The sequence below is a fragment of the Streptomyces sp. RKAG293 genome (genome assembly GCF_023701745.1).
GTDB lineage: Bacteria > Actinomycetota > Actinomycetes > Streptomycetales > Streptomycetaceae > Actinacidiphila.
In genome coordinates this window covers 8,681,735-8,702,917 of the sequence record NZ_JAJOZB010000001.1, presented here as the reverse complement: position 1 = coordinate 8,702,917, position 21,183 = coordinate 8,681,735, and the positions used below count along the sequence as shown (strand labels likewise).

General features: G+C 71.0%; 13 protein-coding genes. 4 read left to right on the top strand and 9 right to left on the bottom strand.

Features of this window, described 5'->3' with window-relative positions:
* On the bottom strand, positions 1-1,557 hold the full coding sequence (locus tag LNW72_RS38360) for a carboxylesterase/lipase family protein (protein ID WP_250979638.1): 1,557 nt from the start codon (positions 1,555-1,557) through the stop codon (positions 1-3).
* 598 nt (positions 1,558-2,155) lie between these two features.
* On the opposite strand from LNW72_RS38360, the gene LNW72_RS38355 reads away from it, so the two are divergent.
* On the top strand, positions 2,156-2,359 hold the full coding sequence (locus LNW72_RS38355; RefSeq protein WP_164293274.1) for a cold-shock protein: 204 nt from the start codon (positions 2,156-2,158) through the stop codon (positions 2,357-2,359).
* Between the two features lie 157 nt (positions 2,360-2,516).
* Here the strand turns inward: LNW72_RS38355 and add are convergent, their stop codons facing one another.
* From add to LNW72_RS38325, 6 genes are all read right to left on the bottom strand, one after another.
* Positions 2,517-3,599, bottom strand: coding sequence for an adenosine deaminase (gene add, locus LNW72_RS38350; protein WP_250979637.1), 1,083 nt, complete (start codon positions 3,597-3,599; stop codon positions 2,517-2,519).
* Positions 3,600-3,765: 166 nt separating this feature from the next.
* On the bottom strand, positions 3,766-5,157 hold the full coding sequence (locus LNW72_RS38345) for a M1 family metallopeptidase (protein ID WP_250980471.1): 1,392 nt from the start codon (positions 5,155-5,157) through the stop codon (positions 3,766-3,768).
* A 452-nt stretch (positions 5,158-5,609) separates the two neighbouring features.
* A complete protein-coding gene (locus LNW72_RS38340) occupies positions 5,610-6,011 on the bottom strand; it encodes a hypothetical protein (RefSeq protein ID WP_250979636.1) in 402 nt (133 codons plus the stop codon).
* Positions 6,008-9,880, bottom strand: coding sequence for a hypothetical protein (locus tag LNW72_RS38335; protein ID WP_250979635.1), 3,873 nt, complete (start codon positions 9,878-9,880; stop codon positions 6,008-6,010). Before LNW72_RS38335 ends, LNW72_RS38340 begins: the two co-directional genes overlap by 4 nt.
* Positions 9,881-10,085: 205 nt before the next feature.
* Positions 10,086-11,000, bottom strand: a complete 915-nt coding sequence (locus LNW72_RS38330) for an FG-GAP-like repeat-containing protein (protein WP_250979634.1) — start codon at positions 10,998-11,000, stop codon at positions 10,086-10,088.
* Positions 11,001-11,421: 421 nt separating this feature from the next.
* Entirely contained in the window at positions 11,422-12,039 is a 618-nt protein-coding gene (locus LNW72_RS38325) for an isochorismatase family protein (protein WP_250979633.1), read from the bottom strand.
* A 261-nt stretch (positions 12,040-12,300) separates the two neighbouring features.
* Here LNW72_RS38325 and LNW72_RS38320 point away from each other — a divergent pair, with 261 nt between their 5' ends.
* The 3 genes from LNW72_RS38320 (at position 12,301) to LNW72_RS38310 (ending at position 18,269) form a co-directional block, all read left to right on the top strand.
* A complete protein-coding gene (locus LNW72_RS38320; RefSeq protein ID WP_250979632.1) occupies positions 12,301-12,990 on the top strand; it encodes a TetR/AcrR family transcriptional regulator in 690 nt (229 codons plus the stop codon).
* Positions 12,991-13,048: 58 nt separating this feature from the next.
* A complete protein-coding gene (locus tag LNW72_RS38315; protein WP_250980470.1) occupies positions 13,049-14,143 on the top strand; it encodes a M20 family metallopeptidase in 1,095 nt (364 codons plus the stop codon).
* Between the two features lie 433 nt (positions 14,144-14,576).
* On the top strand, positions 14,577-18,269 hold the full coding sequence (locus tag LNW72_RS38310) for a family 78 glycoside hydrolase catalytic domain (protein ID WP_250979631.1): 3,693 nt from the start codon (positions 14,577-14,579) through the stop codon (positions 18,267-18,269).
* Positions 18,270-18,454: 185 nt separating this feature from the next.
* Here LNW72_RS38310 and LNW72_RS38305 read toward each other — a convergent pair whose 3' ends face one another.
* The gene (locus tag LNW72_RS38305) at positions 18,455-18,712 is read right to left on the bottom strand and encodes a hypothetical protein (RefSeq protein ID WP_250979630.1); all 258 of its coding nucleotides are present in this window, start codon (positions 18,710-18,712) and stop codon (positions 18,455-18,457) included.
* A gap of 160 nt (positions 18,713-18,872) precedes the next feature.
* Entirely contained in the window at positions 18,873-21,182 is a 2,310-nt protein-coding gene (locus LNW72_RS38300) for an FtsX-like permease family protein (protein WP_250979629.1), read from the bottom strand.
* Position 21,183 lies beyond the last annotated feature (1 nt).

The window sequence follows — 21,183 nt, the reverse complement described above, 5'->3', positions numbered from 1 at the left end:
CTATCGGCCGACCAGCGGAATTGCTGGAAAGGTGTGGCCCTGCCAGATCAGGCGGGAGGTCTCCTCCGGATAGGCGGTGACCGTCGGCCGGGTGTCGAAGAGCTGCACCAGTCGCTGCTCGGTGTCGTACGCGGGCCAGCCGGGGTCCCCGTGGGTGGCGAACGCCGTCCACGCGGCGCGCATGTGGGCGGAGAGCGCCTCTGCCTCCGGGGAGGGGCTTTCGCCGATCAGCAGGGCGGGCTGACCGCGGTCCAGGTTGCCGAAGACGAGCGGCACGTCGAGGCCGTGGCAGGCGCCGAACGCACCGCCCATGCCTGGGGCGGTCCAGGTCAGCTCGTAGACGTGGGCGCGGCCGCCGGCGGCGGTCTGGGCCTGGGCCAGATGGAGGGTCGGCATACGGAACAGCCAGTCGGAGTGGACCAGTTCGTACAGCTCGTCCGGGCCGGCCGCCGGGAACCCGTCACGGTAGCGGCGTGCGCCGTCCCCGTCGGGGGCGAAGATCTGCAGGGCAGCGGCCGCCTGCTCCGGCGTGACCTGGCCGAGCAGGCCTTCGAGCGCGGTGAGCAGCCGCTGTTCGTCGCGGGTGTGGCCGACGAGGAGTTCGATGTCCCGGGCGGCGCCGGCGGCCAGGGCCTGCCATGGCGTGACCGGCAGCGTGTCTCCGTCGACGACCGGTGAATACGGGATCGACCGGTGTGCGACCTGATCCCAGCGTTCCGCCCACTGGGCCATCTTGGCGCCGACCGCGTCACCGGCGGCGGACAGCCGGACCGGGGCCACCGTGGACAGGTCGGTCACCGTGGGCCGCAGCCCCAGTTCGGTGGCGCACGCGGTGGCGATGTCGGCGGCGAGCTCCGGCGAGAAGAACGTGCCCGGCACGCTCTGCGCGACGGCCCGGCCGAAGAGCCCGGCCGCACGCGGCATCGCCAGCAGCGCGGCGACGGATCCGCCGCCCGCCGACTGGCCGAAGACCGTGACGCGGTCCGGGTCGCCGCCGAAGGCCCGGATGTTGTCACGCACCCACTCCAGAGCGGCGACCTGGTCCAGCAGGCCCCGGTTGGCGGGCGCCCCTTCGATCTGGCCGAACCCTTCGAGGCCCACACGGTAGTTGAACGTCACCACGACGACGCCGCCCTCACGCGCCAGACGGCCGCCGTGGTACTCGGGAAGACCGGACATGCCGACCGTGTAGGCACCGCCCTGGACCCACACCATCACCGGCAGCCCCGCACCGGGACCCGGGTCCGGCGACCAGACATTGACCGTCAGCCAGTCGTCGCCCACCGCGTCCTTCGCCAGAGCGGCCATGCCCAAAGCGCCGCCCTGAGGAGGCGGCGGCCCGTACGACACCGCCGGCCGCACGCCGTCCCAGCCCTGCACGGGCCGCGGCGCCGCGAAGCGCAGCGGTCCGACCGGCGGCTCGGCGAACGGGATGCCACGGAAGACCGCCACGCCCCGCTCCCGGCCGCCACGCAGCGCCCCGGCCGCAGCGCGGACTTCTGGCTGGTACCCGGACGGCTCGGAGGACTCGGACGGCTCGGAAGCGACAACGTTCATCACAGTTCCCTCGCTGGGCAGGTGGGGCGCATTCACCGCGGTTCGCGTCGGCCCGGACACCAGGAATCGCGTCGGCCCGGACACTCCGGATCATCCCGCCGCATCACGATGCCCGCCAGCCATTTACGGACGGCCCGGACTTCCGGATCTGTCGAAGGGGTCGGGTCACAGCCCCCCGACGAGGATGTCGAAGGCCTCGTCGAGAAGGTCGTCCAGATCGCGCGGGTCGACCCGGCCGTGGTTCTCCGCTACCCGCAGTGCGGCGAAGGCCGCGCCGATCAGCACCGACGGGTACCTGTCGGTGGAGCGCGCGGGCCGACACGGCCACCGGCTCGTCGAGCGGCCGGGCGCGCAGCTCGGCCACGATCTCCTCGGTCGCGCGGGACGATTCCTGGAGCCGGTCCGGCTGCTCCATGTAGCGGGCCGCGTACGAATCCGCTAACTTTCCTGCTAGTAGTCGTGGATCCGAAGTCTCAACGCCCGCGGTTCGCACCGTGGGCGTCGTGCTGTGCGGCAATGTCCGAGGACCAGGGCGATCACCTCAACACGGGGGCACTGACAAAGACAGTGCCCCGAGATCCTGGACAAGGGGACAAACATGGCCACCGGTGTCGTGAAGTGGTTCAACGCGGAAAAGGGCTTCGGCTTCATCGAGCAGGACGGCGGCGGCCCGGACGTCTTCGCCCACTACTCCAACATCGCCGCCCAGGGCTTCCGTGAGCTCTTCGAGGGCCAGAAGGTCCAGTTCGACGTCACCCAGGGCCAGAAGGGCCCGCAGGCGGAGAACATCGTAGGAATCTGACCCACCGCCTCGGCGCCCCGCACCGGTTCTCGTATCCGGTGCGGGGCACCGTGCCGACGTGGAGTTCACCCGAGGTGATCTCCACTCCGGGCCGCGTGATCATCGAATACGCCGCGCTCGCGCGCGAACCCGATCGTGGCGCGGGCGAGCGGGTAGGTCAGACCGCGTCGGTGGAAGCCCTTGCGGACGACGAGGCACCCCGGACTGTCGTCTCCCGGCCAGAGGTGTCCAGAGTGTCCAGCGCGTCAAGAATGTCCGGCGTGTCCAGCCATTCGCCGATGCGCGCGACCGCATCCTCCACCATCGCGCGCGGCGCGCCAGAGGATTCGACCGAGGTGTGGGCGATCGCGGCGATCTGGGGGTCGGTGAGAGCGAAGGCCGTCCGCGCCGTTTCGTACTCCTCCAGCAGCCCCGGGCCGAACAACAGGGGGTCGTCGGCGTTGAGGGTGCACCGGACGCCGGCTCGCAGCAGGACGGGGAGGGGGTGCGCGGACAGGGACTCCACGACGCCGAGGGCGACGTTGGAGGTGGGGCAGACGTCGAGGACGATGCCCTCCTCGGCGAGGCGGGCGACGAGAGCCGGGTCCTCGACCGCCCGCACGCCGTGGGCGATCCGCCGCGCGCCGAGCACGTCAAGGGCTGCCCGCACGCCGGCCGGACCGGCGAGTTCCCCCGCATGCGGGGCGGAGATCAGCCCGGCCTGGCGGGCGATGGCGAAGGCTTCGGCGAACGGCTCGGAAGCGTATCGGGCCTCGTCCCCGGCCAGTCCGAAGGAGACCACCCCGTCGCCCGCCCGCCGGGCCGCGAGGCGGGCGGTCTCGACGGCCTCCGCGGGGTCCGCGTTGCGCCGGGCGTACATCACGACGCCGAAGCCGATGCCCAGCCGGGCAGCGGTACTGCGGCCCTCCTCGATCACCGCGTCGAGCAGCTCGAGCGCGGCGCCCGGATCGTCCTCGTAGGTCAGGGGGTTCACCTGCGGCTCGATCCATACCGCTCCGTCCGCGGCGGCGTCCTCGACCACTTCGCGCACCAGCCGCAGAAGATCGTCCCGCGGGCCGTCCCGCACCAGTCGGGCAGCGGCGCGGTACACGGCCATGAACTCCTCGAACGACGTGAAGCCCGCTCCGTCCAGAGGCTGTTCGCCACGCTTTCCCGCCAGTTCCGCGAAGGTGGCGGGGCGCATCGCGCCTTCGAGATGGACGTGGAGATGGGCCTTCGGCAGACGGACCAGGCTTCGCATGAAGCGCCACTCTAGGGCCACGCACGCGACGGTCGTCGGGAGATGCTCCGCCCCCATGGCGACCGGCCCGGTCGGCGAGCCGTGCCGGACGCCGGACCTGCCGGGTGGGCCTGGACCTCCCGCCGTCAGCCCCTGGCGGGAGGTCCGTCCTGTACTGCCTGTCGTGTCAGGGCCGGGACGGCTTGCCCGCCGTACCGATCCAGGTGTGGAACAGCGTGTCCAGCTTCTTGCCGGACTGCCGCTCCGCGAGACGGATGAACTGCGCGGTGGTTCCGTGACCGTCGCGGTTGTCGGTCGCCCAGGTGCGCAGGATCCGGAGGAACGTCTTGTCACCGACCGCCTGGCGCACCTTCTGCAGCGCCATGGCGCCGCGTGAGTACACCGGTGCCTCGAAGATGTGCTCCCCGCTGCCGGGGTCGGCCGGCGCGAACGACCACAGTTCGTCGTCCGCGGGGGTGGCGTAGAGGTCGTCGAAGGTCTTCTGCGCGCTCTGGCCGCCGTGCTGCTCGTCGTAGAGCCATTCGGCGTAGGTCGCAAAGCCCTCGTTGAGCCAGATGTCCTTCCACGTCGTGAGGGAGACGGAGTCCCCGAACCACTGGTGCGCGCTCTCATGGACCAGGGTGCTCAGGTCCGGCGCCCGGTCGTACACCGGCCGGCTCTGGGTCTCCAGCGCGTATCCGACCTTCGGCGCGTGGTCCACGATGGCTCCGGCGGCCCGGAAGGGGTAGGGGCCGAAGATCTTGCTCTCCCAGTCCAGAACCGACGGAAGCTTCTTGAGTACGGGTGCTGAGGCGGCCGCCTCACGAGGGTCGACGGCGTTGTAGACCTTGAGGCCGCCCGGGGTGGTGTACTGCTCGACCTTGAACGTGCCCACGGTCGCGGTGGCGAGGTACGCGGCCATCGGCTCGGACTGCCGCCAGCGGAACGTGGTGCGTCCACCGGAGGTGGTCTGCCCGAGGAGGACACCGTTGGCGACGGCGCTGCGCCCCTGGGGGACGGTGACGGTGAAGTCGTAGCTCGCCTTGTCCTTCGGGTGGTTGTTGGCGGGGAACCACGTCATGGCGCCCTGCGGTTCCCCGGCGACGAACGCGCCGTCGTCCGTGGGGATCCACCCGTCCAGGGAGCCGTCCGGGTCGGTGACCGGCTCGGGTATGCCGCTGTACGTGACGACGGCACGGAACTCCCGATCCTTCGCGATGGACTTCCGCGGGGTGACCACGAGTTCCTGTCCGTCGCGGGAGAAGGCCGCGGTGGCCTGATCGACCGTGATGCTCGTGACCTTCAACCCGTTCAGGTCCAGGTTGAAGCGGTTCAGCTGCTGGGTGGAACGCGCGGTGATGACCGCCCGCCCGTCGAGATGGCGGGTCCCGGGGTCGTAGCCGAGGGTGAGGTCGTAGTGCTTCACGTGGTAGCCCCCGTTGCCCGCCAACGGGAAGTACGGGTCGTTCACACCGGGCGCGCCGGCGGTGCCGGCCGCCGCGGGCCCGGCAGCGGAGGCGAGGAGCGCCACGACGGCGACGGGGAGACCTGCCGCGACAAGGGCTCCTCTCCGGCTGATGGCCGAACGCCTGGTGGGCTGCTGCAGGGGTGGCGTCACAAGTGCTCCTCTGAACGTGGCGGGAAGGCGGAGGTGTGCGGGTGGCGAACCTCGTCTGACCGTTGCTGCGTTTGCTGCGTTGCTGCGTCTACTGCGCTTCGCAGGTGTCGCCACCTGTTAGTGATCAGTGTTGAGGGAAAGTTCCGCGGGCACCAGCGAGCACGGCAGACTGGTTCGAGTCCGGCCGGAAGCCGGAAGAGCCCCGCGCCGAGCCGAGCCCCACCCGCCAAACGACGTCGTGCACTGGTCCCTTCGGGTGAAGCCACCCCAACACGGCGGCGGTCGACCGCATCGTGACGCCCTGACCCCTCGCAGGAAATGCGTCGGCCCGCCGGACTGGTCCGGCGGGCCGAGGGTCGGGAACTCATCCGCGCGAGTGGCCTCTCTCGTGGAGAGGCCACTCGCGGGTTCTTTTACTCCGGGGCGGTCACGTCCGATACCGCTTGGACGAGGCTCAGTGCCAGGGCGTCGAAGTTCTCCCGGTGGAAACTCAACTTCACGTGGAAGTGCTCCGCCGAGAAATACGTCGAGCTGTTGAGGAACTGTGTGGCGGCCGCCGTCAGTGCCGCATGGACGGCATGCAGTTCTCGCAGGTCCAGGACGTAGTCGCGGGTGGTCTTGTGGTCACCCGCGAGCTTGTCCACCAGCACCCCGACCTCGTCCCGGCCCATCCCGAGATGCACGATGACGGCGGCATCGGAAAAGTACTGATCCGCGAGCAGGACCAGCGCTCCGACCATCGCGTCCGCCTGAACCCAGGTGAGCCGTGCCCGGAAGGACTCTCCGTCCCGGGTCAAGCTGAAGTTCGTCCTCATGGCAGGGGAACATACTTTCGTAGGAAGTTGGCCTCGGTCATCGAGTATCCGTGGATGAACCGGGAGTTGATGATGATAACGACACCCCCGTGCTGCGGGTCCCACACCGTGCCGTTGCCCGTCAACGGATCCTTGTGGGTCGCCTTCCCGCGCCACTTGGCGAAGTAGGCGGCCATCTTGTCGGTGTCCATCCCGATCCCGGGAATCGTGTGGTCGGCGGCCTCCTTCGGCGTACCGTTGTGGATCTTCTTGTAGTTGTAGTCCACGCCGTCGGCGGCATCCGTCCCGTAGCGCTTGTCGAGGTCGTCAAGGATCTCGAGGTCGAGCTCACCGTCGCCGTCGTGCGTGCTGCCGTCGTGCCCCTCGATGTCGCACTCGTCCGAGGCGGCCGAGGCGTGCGCCGAGGCCTGGACCACGCCGGTGCGCGCGAACCCACCCGCGGACGGCATGAACGCCGCCACTCGCAGCGGCGTCTTGCACGGCGGCTTGTGCTCCGGGTCCTTCTTGACCTTCTCGATGAGCTTGCGGAGCCGGTCCAGGGTCCGCTTCCCGGCGGCGGAGGCCTCGAAGAACTTGGAGAGTCCCGCGCCGATCTTCACCATGGCGGCGGCCACGGCTTCAAACTTCAGGATGAGCAGGGCATAGCTTCCGGCGTTGACCAGCGTCCACAGGCAGGCTTCGATGTCGCCCTTGCTGAAGCACGCCTTCGCGTCGGTGTACCCGACGAGGTCGAGGATGATCCCGGCGCCGTTGGCCTTGATCCAGTCGATGACGTCCTGGGCGGTCACTGCCTTCGCCGCGCGCCATTCGTCGACACAGACCTGGCCACAGGTCTGCAGGAGGATGGCCTCCTCGTCGGCGGTGAGGTCGGGACCGGTGTCCGGTGCGCCGTTGACCCGGTCGGCGCGGTTGGCCTCGATCCGCTGGCGCTGCTCCTCCTCCGCGCGGGTGGCGGCCTGATCGGCCTCCGTGGCGCTTTCGTGGGCGTTGGAGGCGGCGGTCTCGGCGCTGGTGGCGTCGCGCTCCGCCGCGCTGGCGATGGTGCCGGCCTGGGTGGCGTCGGCTTGGGCGGCGTTGGCGGCGCCGCGTGCGCTGGCGGCGTCCTGTTCGGCCTCGGTGGCCGAGGCGCGGGCTGCCGTCGCCTCGCCGGCGGCGACGCCCGCGGCGACCTTGGCCGCCAGGGAGTCCGCGACCGCCTGCCGGTCGTATTCGACGGTGTTGGTCTCCGCCTTGGTCGCGGCTGCCGCGGCCGTTGCGGCCTCGGCCGCCGAGGCACGGGCCTGGGCGACGGAGGCGGCAGCCTTGGACGCGGAGTCCGCGGCTTCGGCGGCGGCGGTCGCCGCGGCCTTGGCGTCACCTGCGGCCTTGGCGGCGAGCGCCTTGGCCTCCGTGGCGGCCTTGGCGGCCTGCGCCGCCTTCGCCGTGGCGAGCGCGGCCTGCTGCTCGGCGGCGGTCTTGGCGGCCTGGCCGCTCAGAACGGCGAGCCCCGCTGAGGCGTCGGTCTCCTTGTAGGGCGAGCCGAGCTCGATCGCGTCGTTGGCGGGGTTGATCACCTGTGCCGCACTGTCACGGGCGGCGACGGCGGCCTGGGCGGTGGCGTAGGCGAACCCCGCGGTGCGTACCGCCGAGGCGGCGGCCAGTACCGCTTCGCTCTGCGCCGCCGTCGCGTTCTGGCGGGCGGTGATCGCCTGGGCGGCGGCCTCCTTCGCCAGTGCCTCCGCGTTCTTGACGTTCTGCGCGGCGCCCTCGGACGCGGCGATGGCCTCGGCCGCGGCCGCGTGGGCCTTCTTGACCGCGGCACCGGTGATCACCACATCGGCGGCCGCGGCCTCGGACGCCGCCTGAGAACGTGCCGCCGCACCGGTGGCCTGGGTCGCGGCGGTGCGGGCCGCGACGGCGGCCTCGCCGGCCTGCCCGGCGGCGGTACCCGCCGAGGTCGCCGCGCTGGCGGCCTGGTTGGCCGCGGTGCGTGCCTCAGTGGCGGCCTGGCGGGCGGCTCCGGCCGAACTGGAGCCTTCGGCCGCTGCCGCGGCGGCTTCCAGGGCTCGTGCTCGGGAAGCCGTGGCGTTCTTGTTGCGTTCGGCTGCGACGGCCTGATCGCGCGCCGTGGCGGCCCGGATCTCGGCCGCCACGGCCGCGCCACGCTGCGTCTCCGCGGTGGAACCGGCGGTCTGGGCGGCGCTCAGTGCGGTGGCCGCGGCGGTGCGCTGCTCCTGGGCGCGGGCTTCGGCGGCGCTCGCCTTGGCGCGTTCGGCGTCCGCCGTGGCGCGGTAGGCGGCGGCCTTGTCACGCTCGGTCTCGGCGGTGGCGCGCTTGGCCTTCGCGTCGGCGGCCGCGTTCTTGGCGGTGTTCTCGGCGGCTTCGGCCTTGGCCTGGGCGGCCTTGGCCTTGGTGGCGTTCTCCGCCGCCTTGGTGGCCTGCACCGCAGCGCCGTCCGCGGCGGCCTTCGCCTGGGCCGCGGCCTCCTGGGCGGCGATCCGGCGGAACTCGGCGGCCGAGGCGTGCGCCTGGGTCTGCGCCAGAGCGTTGAGGGTCTTGCTGTCGGCCGCCGAAGCACGCGTGGCGTTGGACGCCGTCTCCGTCGCCTTCGCCACCGCCGCGGCGGCAGCCGCGGACGCCCGGGTCACCTGAACGGCCTGCTGGCCGTAGAGAAGTCCGCGACCGCGGGGCAGCCCCGCGGCATCCGCGATCCCGTACGCGGCCTGCTGGGCGGTGACGGCGGTGTTCGCGTGCAGCTGGGCGGACTGCGCCGCCCGCGAGGCGACGAACAGCCGCCCCAGCGCCATGGCCTGCGCCTTGACGATATCGGCCTTGACCTTGGTGAACACGGACGCTGCCGGGTAGGACAGGCCGGCGCTGGCCGGGGTCTGCTTCAGCCAGTAGGCCTGCCAGTCCGCGAGCCGGCTGGCGATCGTCGACTGGCCGAGCGCCTCGCCCAGGGCCTGCGTGGCGATCTGCAGGTCGGCGGAAGCCCGGGCCTCCTCGCCGAGGATGGTGTCCCGCTGGGCCCGCTGACCGTCGATCTCCTGCTGCCACTCCGCCGAGGCAGTGATCAGCTCGGCCGTCAGCACATGGTGCGGGTCGGGCGGATTGTGGGATGTGCAGGACGCGAAGCGCGCCTTGAGCGCCTCGACGTCGACCCGGTACTCCATGCTCGCCGGATCGGGGGCGCTGGTCGGGAATCCGCCGTTCTGCAGGAAGATCCGTGCGTCGTCGGCGTAGATGGGATGCATGAACTGCATCTCCGTGGTCCACGCCTTCCAGTCCTCGTAGTCCGCCGGGCGGTCCTCGGAGTACCGGGTGGTGGCGATCTTGGTCACGGCGGCGACGGAGTCCGCGTTGGCGACCGGGGCCTGGTCCTCGTGGAACAGGTCGTACTCGGACTGCCAGAACTGGTCGGCGATCCAACCGGACAGGCCGGTGGTGCTGAAGGGGTTGTCCTTCTGCTCGATCCACTGGAATCCGACGTTGGTGTACCCGGCGGGGGGCTCGACGTTGAGGGACTTCTCCCACTCGTGATGCCGGTCTGACAGCTCGTCCATCTTCGCCGAGGCGGACGCCTTGTCCTTGTTGTACGCACCGTCGAGCGGTGGCCGCGGATCCGCGTAGTACGCCGGGTTGGCCGCCTGCAGCAGCTCGGCGTCGGTGCCGTTCAGGCCGCCGCGGGCGACGCTCTTCAGCTCCTGCCCGCCCTTGCGCTGCATGAGATTGAGCAGGCACTGGGCGGCACGGGTCTTGGCGGCCGCGTCCAGGTCGAAGCCGGGTGCGTCCTCAGCCGCGCCCACCGGGACGGTCCGGGTGAGGGGCTGGATCTGACTGCCCGTGAATGTCACCGCGGCGACCGTCACCAGGGCGGTGGAGGCGAGCATCCGGCCTAGCAGACGCCGGGGAAGGCGGGGGAAGGGTGGCGCGTTTGTGCGCATGGGTGGTGTGAGCCGTTTCTGCTGGTGCCGCCCTCGGGGCCGCCGGAGGGCTGGGCCGCGGGGCGGGAGGAAGCGGGGGAGGCGAGAAGTGGGGAAGGGCGACTGGGGTCGGACACCCGCCTGGAAGCGAACCCGGAGTCGGACGCCGGTCTCAGAACAGGGTGTTGAACGCGCCCCAGCCGCTGGTGCCGATCTGTACCCGGGCCGCGAACGGAGTGGCGGCGGTACCGGTGCCCTTGAACAGCCACAGCGCGCCGGCCGCGTCGCGGCCGATCAGGTCGGCCTTGCCGTCCCCGTTGTTGTCACCGGTCGACACCAGGGTGGTGTAGTTCTTCCAGTCGGTTCCCGGCACCGTCAGCCGCGCTCCGAGAATCGCGTTGGCCGTCACGCTGCCCGTTCCCGGGTAGATGTAGAGCGCTCCCGCCGTGGTGCGGGCGATCACGTCGTTCTTTCCGTCGCCGGTGTAGTCCCCCACTCCGGCCAGGGTGTCCATGCCGTTCCAGCCGGCGGTTCCGGCCTGGACCTTCGCGGCGAAGGTGCCGTCGGGCTTGCCCTGGTAGAGCCACAACGCGCCCGCGGCGTCCCGGGCCAGCAGGTCGGGATCGGCACTGCCGCCCAGGTTCCCCGGCGACACCAGCGCGTTGTAGGCATCCCACCCGCCACCGACGACCTTCGTCTCCGTGCCACGGCCGGCGGTGTAGTAGAGCGTCCCGCCGACCCGGTAGTACAGGTCGACACCACTGCCACTGTCGGACGTCTTCGTCTGGACGAACGCGGTGGCGACGGAGAATCCGCCGCCCAGGTCCACCGCCGCCCGGACTCCCCCGGTGCCCACCGGTTCGTAGTCGTAGAGATGGCCGTCGGCCTTCCGGCCGAACAGCGGCAGCATCGGGGCGGCGGCAGCGGCTTGGACGGCCGGCAGGTCGGCCGAGGCCGATGACGATCCGGGGGTGCCGGCCGGCGACGGCGCCGATCCGCCGACCACCAGGGCGAGCACGGCCGCCACGGTCAGACCGGCGGCTCGTATCACCACCCGGTACGCCGGACGGTTGACATAACTCAGCATGCGAAAGGACGTCCTCACGAGCGCGCGAGAGCGGGCACGCGCTCAGTCGCTCGGACGCTCGGACGTGTACCGCCCGCCGGCTCCCCCCACGGATACCCGCACGCCTGGTCCACGACCACGGCCTGCGCACTTTACAAAACAACAAGATCAAAAAGGAACAGTCTTTAGCCAACCGTGACTCTCCGACCCGAGTGCAACGGCTCACACACGAACAACTCATCGCCCGGCACGCTCGACCGAACCGCAGCAGCAGCGCGGGCGCGTGCGTCGTGGGTCCGGCGGAGCGCCCCGACCCGGCCGGTGGCCGCCCCAAACGGCGAGGGGACGAACCCGCCTGACAGATAGTCATCTCCTGCATCCACTCAAGGCCAGGCCGGGGCCGCAGCCATGACGGCTGCGGCCCGAGCCATATCCGAGTGCGTCAGATCGCCGGCCTTGAGGCCTGGAGGGCGTCGACGGTGCCGGCGACCGTACCGAACAGGTCGGAGACCGTGGTCAGGCTCGCGGTCTGCAGGACGTGCGACGGAAGGGTGGTTCCGTCCGGTGCCCGCAGGGGGCGGGTCGCGGTGGCCTCGGCGACGACGGTCGGGCGGTAGCCGAGGTTGAAGGCGCCCTGTGCGGTGAACAGGACGCACATGTGGGTCATGAACCCGGCGATGACCAGCTCGCCGCCGGCGCCGAGGTCCCGCAGGGTCGCTTCGAGGTCCGTGCCGTGGAAGGCATTGGGGAACTGCTTGACGACCACCTTCTCGCCCTCGATCGGAGCGACTTCGTCGCTGATCGAGCCGATCTCGGCCCGTATGTCGTACGGAGTGCCCTCACCGCCGTCATTCACGACGTGGACGACCGGAGTGCCCGCGGCGCGGGCGGCTGCGAGGAGGCGGGCGCCGGCGGCCACGGCCTCCTCGGCGTCGTCGAGCCGCATGACGCCGCTGCGGTACGTGTTCTGAAAGTCGATCATGATGAGGACCGACTCACTCAGAAGCGGCAGCTCGTTCGGAAGGCCGATCACATCGCGCAGGGTGGTGGACGCGGTCATGGGAGGTCCTTTGCAGTCGTGGAGTGGCGGGGCGCTTGTCAGGCGTCGTGCACTGGGAAGTTGGGGCGGGGCTCTCTCGCTACGAACACTCGGGCAACACCTTGGAAGCGGCCGGAGGGCGGGCCGGCAGGCGGGCCAGCCCCCAAGGTGTTTTCAACGCTAACACATCACGTAATCAACGATTACTAATCTTCGCGATGAGCCTCTACCTGACCCGGATACGCCCAGGCTCAACCTGTTAGCGCTGATATCATCGGAGTCATGTCGACAGCACGGGAGCGCATCCTGGAAGCCACCGCGGAACTGCTCGCGACCAAGGACGCCCTGGCGATCTCGACCCGGGCCATCTGCGACCGGGCCAAAGTCGGCATGCCGGAGATCTACCGCCAGTTCGGCGACAAAGAGGGGCTGCTCACCGCGGTGGCCGACATCGGCTTCGAGCGCTTCCTCGCCAACAAGAGGCGGAACCCGCTCACCGACGATCCGGTGGCGGACCTGCGCACGGCCTGGGACAGCCATGTCGCGTTCGCACTCGGCAACCCGCACCTCTACCGGCTGATGTTCACGCCGACGGGAAGCGCCAAACCACAGGCGATCAAGGAAGCGCAGGCCCTGCTGCTGTCGGTCGTGGAGCGCTGCCGTGAGGCGGGGCGGCTGCGTACGACCCCCGAACTGGCCGGTCAGTCCATCCTCTCCGCCAACGTGGGCGTGTGTCTGATGGCACTGTCCTTCCCCGAGCTGTTCGGGGGCCTCGACATCTCGCAGTCGGTGCGCGACGCCGTGATCGGAAAGGTCACCGGCGACGAGCGGGAAGACACACGGATCGGCACCGCGACCGTCCTCGCCCAGGCACTGGTCGGCACCCTCACCGGAACGGCACCCGCGGACGGCGCCGCCGTCGACCGGCTGGCCCGGGCACTTCGGCCACCGGTCCCGTCCTCGGACACGTGAGACCGCCTTCCGCACCGCCGACCACCACGACGTCGCCGAGTAACCTTGCGCCGTGACGATGCGCAGAACTGCCGACGCGAGCGTTGAAGCGATGCTCGATGACCTCAGGACACTCGTCGAAATCGAGTCTCCATCGCGCGACCTCAACGCTCTGACGGCATCGGCCGAAGCTGTCGCCGCTGTCATCGAGAGCCGTCTCGGCGGGCAGGCCGTCCTGATCGAGAGTGCGGCCGGACCGCACGTCCACTGGTCGGCCGGCGGGGATCCCAAGGTGCTGATCCTCGGCCACCACGACACCGTGTTTCCGCTCGGCACCCTGGAACGCCGCCCGTTCCGGGTCGAGGACGGGCACGCGACCGGCCCCGGGGTCTTCGACATGCTGGGCGGTCTGGTGCAGGCCGTTCACGGCCTGGCGACGCTCGATGACCGTTCAGGCGTCGAGATCCTGATGACCGCCGACGAAGAGGTCGGCTCCCGCTCCTCGCGCGCCCTCCTCGAAGAACGAGCCCTCGCCTGCGGCGCCGTGCTGGTGCTCGAGGGCGCCGCTGACGGCGGCGCCCTGAAGACCGGCCGCAAAGGCTGCGGCACGTTCCAAGTCACCATCACGGGCCGGGCATCACACGCCGGCCTTGAGCCCGAAGCCGGCGTCAACGCGCTGATCGAAGCCTCCCACCAGGTCCTGGACATCGCGGCGCTCAGCCGACCCGACATCGGCACGACCGTCACCCCGACCGTCGCGTCCGCGGGAACCCTGGACAACGTCGTTCCCGCGGAAGCGACCGTCATCGTCGACGTCCGGGTCGAGTCGGCCACGGAGAAGGAACGCATCGAATCCGCCTTCGCGGCACTCGCTCCGCATCTCGAAGGAGCCCGGATCACCGTTCAGGGAGCCGTCGGCCGACCCCCGATGCCCGAGTCGGCATCGACGAAGCTCTTCGCGCTGGCGCAGCGACTGCTTCCCGACCTCGAAGGCAAGGCGGTCGGCGGCGGAAGCGACGGCAACTTCACGGCGGCGCTGGGCGTACCGACACTGGACGGCCTCGGGGCCGTCGGCGGTGGCGCCCACGCCGACCACGAGTACCTGGTGATCGACGCCATGGTCGAGCGGGCCCACCTCGTCGCCGGCCTGGTGAACGCGATCCAGAACGCGTAGTCGGGCACGTGGAGTGCCCGCTCTTCGGGCGAGTGCCGCCTTCCAGAGATCGGGTGTCCACGGCCGTGGATTGAAACGATACCGGCGGAGTGTGTCGACGCGGTGGAGTGCCGCCGATCGCACGGAGGCGACGACGTGTGAACGGTGACCCGTGAGCCACGTTCCGGGTGCAAGGTCGGCAGCGCAGGTCCATGGACAGCAACAACCCTCACGATCAAGGGTGTTGACCCTCCCGATCGACCCGTAGGAATCAGGCCATCGACGGATTCGGCCGCTCGTTGCCGGGTTCACGTCCCGCCCCGAGTGCGGCTGTCGAATCCCTGGACGACATGGGGGTGGACGCCGTAGCATCCCGCCGAATGAATCGATTCATTCCTAGGTGGGAGTAGCCATGCCGCTGGACGAGCCGTCCCCCTCCGGGCACGAACGACGCGTGATTCTGAAATGGGGGCTCGGCGGAGCCGCACTCGCCGCGGCGGGATTCCCCGCGCTGACGGCCGCCTCCGCGAGCGCCGCACCGGCCGCCGGATCCGTGCTGCCCGTCGGTCTCACCGGCGCGCACTGGGTGTGGTTCCCGGAGGGAAGCCCGGCGAGTTCCGCCCCGGCCGGTGACCGGTACTTCCGCCGGACGTTCACCGTCCCGGCGGGCGCTGTCACCGAAGCGCAGTTCGTCGTCACCGGCGACGACACCGTGGACGTCTGGCTCAACGGCACTCCCCTGGCCTCGTCTCCGCGGGCCACCGACTCCTGGGCCCAGGCGCTCTACGTCGACCTCCAGTCCGCACTGCTCCCCGGCGCGAACACCCTCGCGGTCGTGGCGCGCAACACCTCCACCGGTCCGTCCGGCCTCATCGGGCGGATGCACGTGGTGGCCGGCGGCACCGGCGTCGACCTCGTCACGGACGGGGCCTGGAAGGCGTCGCAGACCGCGGCGGGCGACTGGGAACAGCCCGGGTTCAACGACTCCGCCTGGCCCGCGGCCGCCGACCTCGGGGCCTACGGGTCGGGCCCGTGGGGAAGCCGCGTCATCGCGCCCGACCCGGCGGCAGCCTCGCCGCTGAGCGTCGCCTCGGCCACCACCGAGCGCCGCACCGACCCGCTCGGACTGGACGCCGCCCGGCCCCGGTTCGGGTGGAAGCTCAGCGGATCCGGTGGGCAGGCGCAGGGTGCCTACCAGGTCATCGTCGCCACTTCCGGTGAGTTGGCCGACGCCGGAACCGGCGATGTCTGGGACAGTGGGCGAGCCCCGAGCGGGCAGTCCGTCGACGTCGTGTACGGCGGTCCGGCGCTGGCCTCGCGGACCCGCTACTACTGGCGGGTGAAGATATGGGACACCCAGGGACGCGTCAGTGCGTGGGGCGCGGTCCGGACCTTCGAGACCGGCCTGCTCGCCCCGGCCGGCGAGTGGAAGGGCGCCTTCATCGGGCAGCCGCTGTCCACCGCCGGACTGAGCGGCGCCACCTGGATCTGGTATCCGGAGGGCGACCCGGCCTCCGGCGTCCCGGCCGCGACGCGCTACTTCCGCAGGACCGTCAGCCTCGCCGCGGCACCGGCGTCCGCCACACTCGTCGTCTCCGGCGACGACACCGCCACCGTGTGGGTCAACGGCACCCAGGTCAGCGCCGCCACCGCGTGGCAGCAGGCCTCCGTCGTCGACGTCACGAGCCGGCTGCACGCCGGATCCAACACCATCGCGGTGTCGACACAGAACACCAGCCAGTCGCCGGCCGGCATGATCGCCCAACTGACCGCGACCGGCAGCCCGGTCGTCAACACCGACACCACCTGGAAGGCCGCACAGACGGGACCGGCCGGCTGGGAGCAGCCCGGCTTCAACGACTCCGCCTGGGTGCAGGCGAAAGCGGTGGCGGTGTACGGGGGCGGGCCCTGGGGGTCCGGTGTGGCGATACCGCAGGCCAAGCCGTCGCCGCTGCTCCGCAGGGCGTTCACCGTCTCGAAGCCGGTGGCCAGAGCACGGCTGTTCACGACGGCCCTCGGCCTGCAGGAGACCCGGCTCAACGGTGCCAAGGTCGGCGACGACGCGCTCGCGCCCGGCTGGACGGACTACTCCAAGCGTGTGCAGTACAAGGAGTACGACGTGACCGACCGGATCACGCAGGGCGCCAACGCGCTCGGCGCGTGGCTGGGCAACGGCTGGTACACCGGCCATATCGGCTGGCACGGGCCCCAGTTCTACGGTGCGCAGCCCTGGTACTCGGCGCAGCTGCACCTGACGTACAGCGACGGTACGAGCTCACTGGTGGCCACCGACAGCAGCTGGAAGTACGCACCCGGCCCGATCCGGGTCGACGACCTGCAGATGGGTGAGGAGTACGACGCCCGGGCGGCCGTGGCGGGTTGGGACGGCGCCGGGTTCGACGACGCCGCCTGGAGCGCCGTCACGGTGCGCTCGGGTGCGCTCCCGAACCTGGTGTCGCAGGTCGACGAGGGCGTCCGGGTGCAGTACGACCGGATCCCCGTCGCGCTCACCCAGCCGAAACCCGGTGTGTGGATCTTCGACCTCGGGCAGAACGCCACCGGCTGGGACCGGTTGCGGGTGTCGGGTCCCGCGGGCACCGTCGTGACGCTGCGGCACGGCGAGATCCTGAACGCGGACGGCACGCTCTACACCGACAACCTGCGGGTGGCGGGCCTGGGAACCGACCGGTACACCCTCGCGGGCACCGGGACGGAGACCTACGAGCCACGGTTCACCCTGCACGGATACCGGTACGTCGAAGTGACCGGCTTCCCCGGTACCCCGACGACGTCCGCCCTCACCGGTCGCACCGCCTGGACGTCCGCCGCCCAACTGGGCACCCTGACCACGTCCAGCGCGCTGCTCAACCAGGTGCAGCAGGCGATCGTGTGGGGCCAGCGGTCCAACATGCTCGCGGTCCCCACCGACTGCCCGAGCCGCAACGAACGGCTCGGCTGGACCGGTGACATCGCCGCCTTCGTCGACACCTCGACGTACAACATCGACATGTCGTCCTTCCTCAACAAGTACACCGACGACCTGACCGACGCCCAGCACGCCGACGGATCGTTCACGAACACCGCACCGGACACGCAGGACGGCTCGGGCGTCGCCGGCTGGGGGGACGCGGGCGTCATCGTCCCGTACACCCTGTGGCAGCGCACGGGTGATGTACGCGTCGTCGACGAGCACTTCGCCGCGATGGTCCGGTGGGTGGAGTACCTCAGGTCGACGGCCGACGCGAACCTGATCCGTGATCAGGGCGGCTTCGGGGACTGGCTCAACGTCAACGACGACACCGCCCGCAACGTCATCTCCACGGCGTTCTTCGCCTGGGCGGCGCGGCTGGTGTCGAGGATGGCGCGGGCCACCGGGCGCACGGCGGAGGCCACTACCTACGGCACCCTCGCGGACCAGGTCGCCGCCGCTTTCACGAACTACTTCGTCGCGGCCAACGGAACGGTGTCCGGCAACACCCAGACCGGCTACGTGCTGGCGCTGGCCTTCGGGCTGGTCCCGGAGAACCGGGTGCAGTCGCTGGTCGACCGACTGGTCTCGAAGGTCGCCGCCTCCGGCGGGCATCTGTCCGTCGGATTCCTCGGGGTGAAGGATCTGCTGCCGGTCCTCACCGACCACGGCCGCGCCGACATCGCCTACCAGATCCTGCTCCAGCCCGGCTATCCCGGCTGGGGGTACATGATCAGCAGGGGCGCGACCACCATCTGGGAGCGCTGGGACGGCATCAGGACCGACGGAAGCCTCCAGGATCCCGGGATGAACTCGTTCAACCACTACGGGCTCGGCTCGGTCGGCGACTTCCTCTACCGCCAGGTCGGCGGCCTCGGCCCGGCGTCCCCCGGCTACCGGGCGCTGCTCGTCGCACCCCGGCCCGGCGGGGGGCTGACCTCGGCACGATCCGCGTACGAGACGCCGTACGGGCCGGCGGTCAGCGACTGGTCCGTCTCCGGCGGGGTGTTCACCCTCAAGGTCACCGTGCCCGCCGGTACGTCGGCGACCGTCCGGGTACCGGCCGGCTCGGCGGCCGCGGTGACCGCACCGGCCCAGGCGGTGCCCTTCGGCTACACACAGGGCGCCGCGGCCTTCCGGCTTCCCGCCGGCAACCACACCTTCACGGCCCCGGCCTGAGCCCCGGTGTGAAGTCCCGGCCTGAGCTCCGGCCTGAGCGCTGACGCGATGGCCGGCGGACCTTGTCCGGCGGTTCCTAGGCCATTCGGGTGGCCACGGCAGCCGTTCCGGTGAAGGTCATCGCCCGCCCGCGGCACCTGTGCGGTCCCCTTCTCGGCGAAGGAGACCGCACAGGCTGTCCGCTCTCACTCCACGGACAGGACGAAATCCGGTGGGACGGCCGCGATGTCGACGCCGTCCGGCCAGACGTCGATGCGTACCAGGCGGAGGTCCGACCACTGGGACGGATCGACTTCAGGGTGCTCGTCCATGGCCAGGATCTCGTCACGCTTGGTGTTCGCATAGCTCTGCGCGTCGGGGGCTTCTTCCGGGTGGTCGGCGATTTGCACGGTACCCAAAGGTCCATTCGCCTCGAACGTAGCCACAGCGATGTACAGGGGCATGTGAAGATCACCTCTCCTCCACGATGCACGTACCGAGGCGTACGTGCACGTCGAAGGGGTCGCCCTCAGTACCTGGACGAGACGCGCGCCCCATTTGGCGGCTTCTTACCCAGCTGGGATCCTTACTGAACGGCGGTACGTGAAACCCCGCCGTCCGAGGTCAGTAGATGGTGATCCCCGGGTCCGCCCCACGGCCGCGGACCACCCGCAGCGCGGGCAGCGTGGCGATGGTGACGGCGGCGGTGACCACCGCTCCCCCGGCCAGCAGCAGCGTCGTCAGGGCCGGCGTCTGCGCTATGCCCGCGCCGATGCCGCTGGAGCGCCCTTGCAGGTCGATCAGCCAGTGTGAGGTGAGGACACCGACGACGGTGCCGGCCAGCGCCGCCGCCAGGGCGATGACCGCGGCGCTGATCTGGATGACCGCGACCGTCTGGCGGGGAGTCAGCCCGATCGCGCGCAGGGCCCGCAGGTCCCGGCTGTGGTCCCGCACGGCGGCGGTGATCGAGGTGGAGAGGTCCACCAGGCCGATGAGCGCCAGTACGGCGACCAGCCCGGCGATCACACCGCGGATCGGGGACAGTTCGTCGGCGGGGCCGGCGGTCGTGCGGATCTCCAGCCGGCCGTCCGAGGCCTGGGGCAGGGCCCGGGACACCGCGGCCGGGTCGGCGCCCGGCCGCAACGCCAGGTGGTAGAACTGCGGGCGCAGCGTGTTCTGCCCTTCCTGGAGGGTGTCCAGGGAGGTGGAGATGACCATCCCGTTGTGTTCGGTTTCGATGCTGCGTCCCACGATGTGCAGGATGTGCGGTGTGCCGGCCACGGTGACCCGGACCCATTCGCCGACCCGGACGTCCATGGCGTCGAGCAGTCCCTGTCCGGCCATCGCCTCGTCCGGTGCCGTCGCGGCCCGGCCTTCGGCCGCGGCGAAGGGGTAGCGGTGGCCGGCGGTGCCGAGTCCGCGCAGGGTGATGGTGCGGGTCTGCCCGGGAACGAGCGCGGCTACCTCGGTCGCCGGGTACACGCCGGAGACGCCGGGCAGCTGTGCCAGTCGGCTTTCCAGCCCCACGGTGGACCCGCCGTCCTCGCGCGCCGTCAGCTGAGCCGTCAGTCCTGCCCTCTCGGGGGGATGCTGGAAACGGTCCAGCGTGGCGGCGGCGGAGAGGGCCACGGTGATCATGACGATGGGCAGCGCGAGCCGGGCCACGGACGCCGCGAAGCGCCCCGGCCGGTGTACGGCTCCGCGCCAGCCGAGCACCAGTGACGGGGGTGTCCTGAAGCGGAACGCCGTCCGCCCCTTGCGAGCCGAGCGGCGCCCGCCCGGGGCGGTGGTCCGGGCGGCGGGTATCGGCGGGATCCGGGCAGCGCGCCAGGCGGCGAACATCGTGGCGGCGGCGATGGCGGAGACGGTGGCGGCGCAGGTGTACGCCAGGGACGAGCTCTGTCCGGGCAGCGCCTGCCAGAGCGTCACCGCCTCGCCGATCGGGCCGGGCACGGCGGAGCCCGCGATCTGGACGGCGGCCGTTCCGACCGCGGCACCCAGCACCGCGAGCACGGCGTGCTGCGCGAAGAACATCCCGGCGATCTGTCCGGGGGTGAAGCCCACCGCCTTGAGGACGGAGATGTCCCGGACGTGGGCGAGGACGCGGGTGCTGACGCCTCCGGTCACCGCCACCGCGGCGGCCAGCAGCGCGCCGAGACCGAAGATCCTCAGCAGCAGCCCGAGCAGCCGGTTGTCGCCCTCGGCGGCGGAGCGGGCATCGCGCCAGGTGGAGACGGAGAGCACATGGTCGGGGCCCACCGCGGCGACCGCCCGCTGCACCACGAAGTCCGTGTCGCCCGGGTCGGCGAGCCGCAGTCCGACGGTCTGCCCCGGGTGCGTCTGCGCGGAGGCCAGAGCGCCGACCACGTCGGGCGCGGCCCAGCCCACGCCGGGGACGTCGCCTCGGACGTATCCCCGTTCGGCGGTCCTGGCCGTTCCGACCACGCGCAGGGTCCGGATGCCCGTGCCGCCGGTTTCGATCTGCAGGGTGTCGCCGGGCTGCGCCCACAAGGCGGAGGCCACGGACTGTTCCAGCACGATCCCGTCGCCTTGTGTGCCGTCCAGCCAGCGCCCGGCGGCGATCTTGGGCTGGGCGACGTCCTCCATGCGCGGCCCGGCGGCGCGCAGGTCGAGCGCGGCCGTCTCGGCACCGAGCCGGACGGTCACCGAATCGGTGCGGAACGGGCCGGACAGCGCCTGGACTCCGTCGAGCCGGCTCAGCGGCCCGGCAGGGGTGCCTTCCGTGGTGCGCAGCCACACATGGCCGCCCTGGGTCTCGGTGAACAGCCGCTGCCAGGGACTGACCGCGTACTGCAGCAGCGCCACGGAGAGCAGCAGGGCCACGGTGATTCCGGCGGTGGCGAGGACGATGGACAGGGCCTGACCACGGTGTGTGCGCAGGTCGGCGAGTGCCCAGCGGGTGATGGCGCGCATC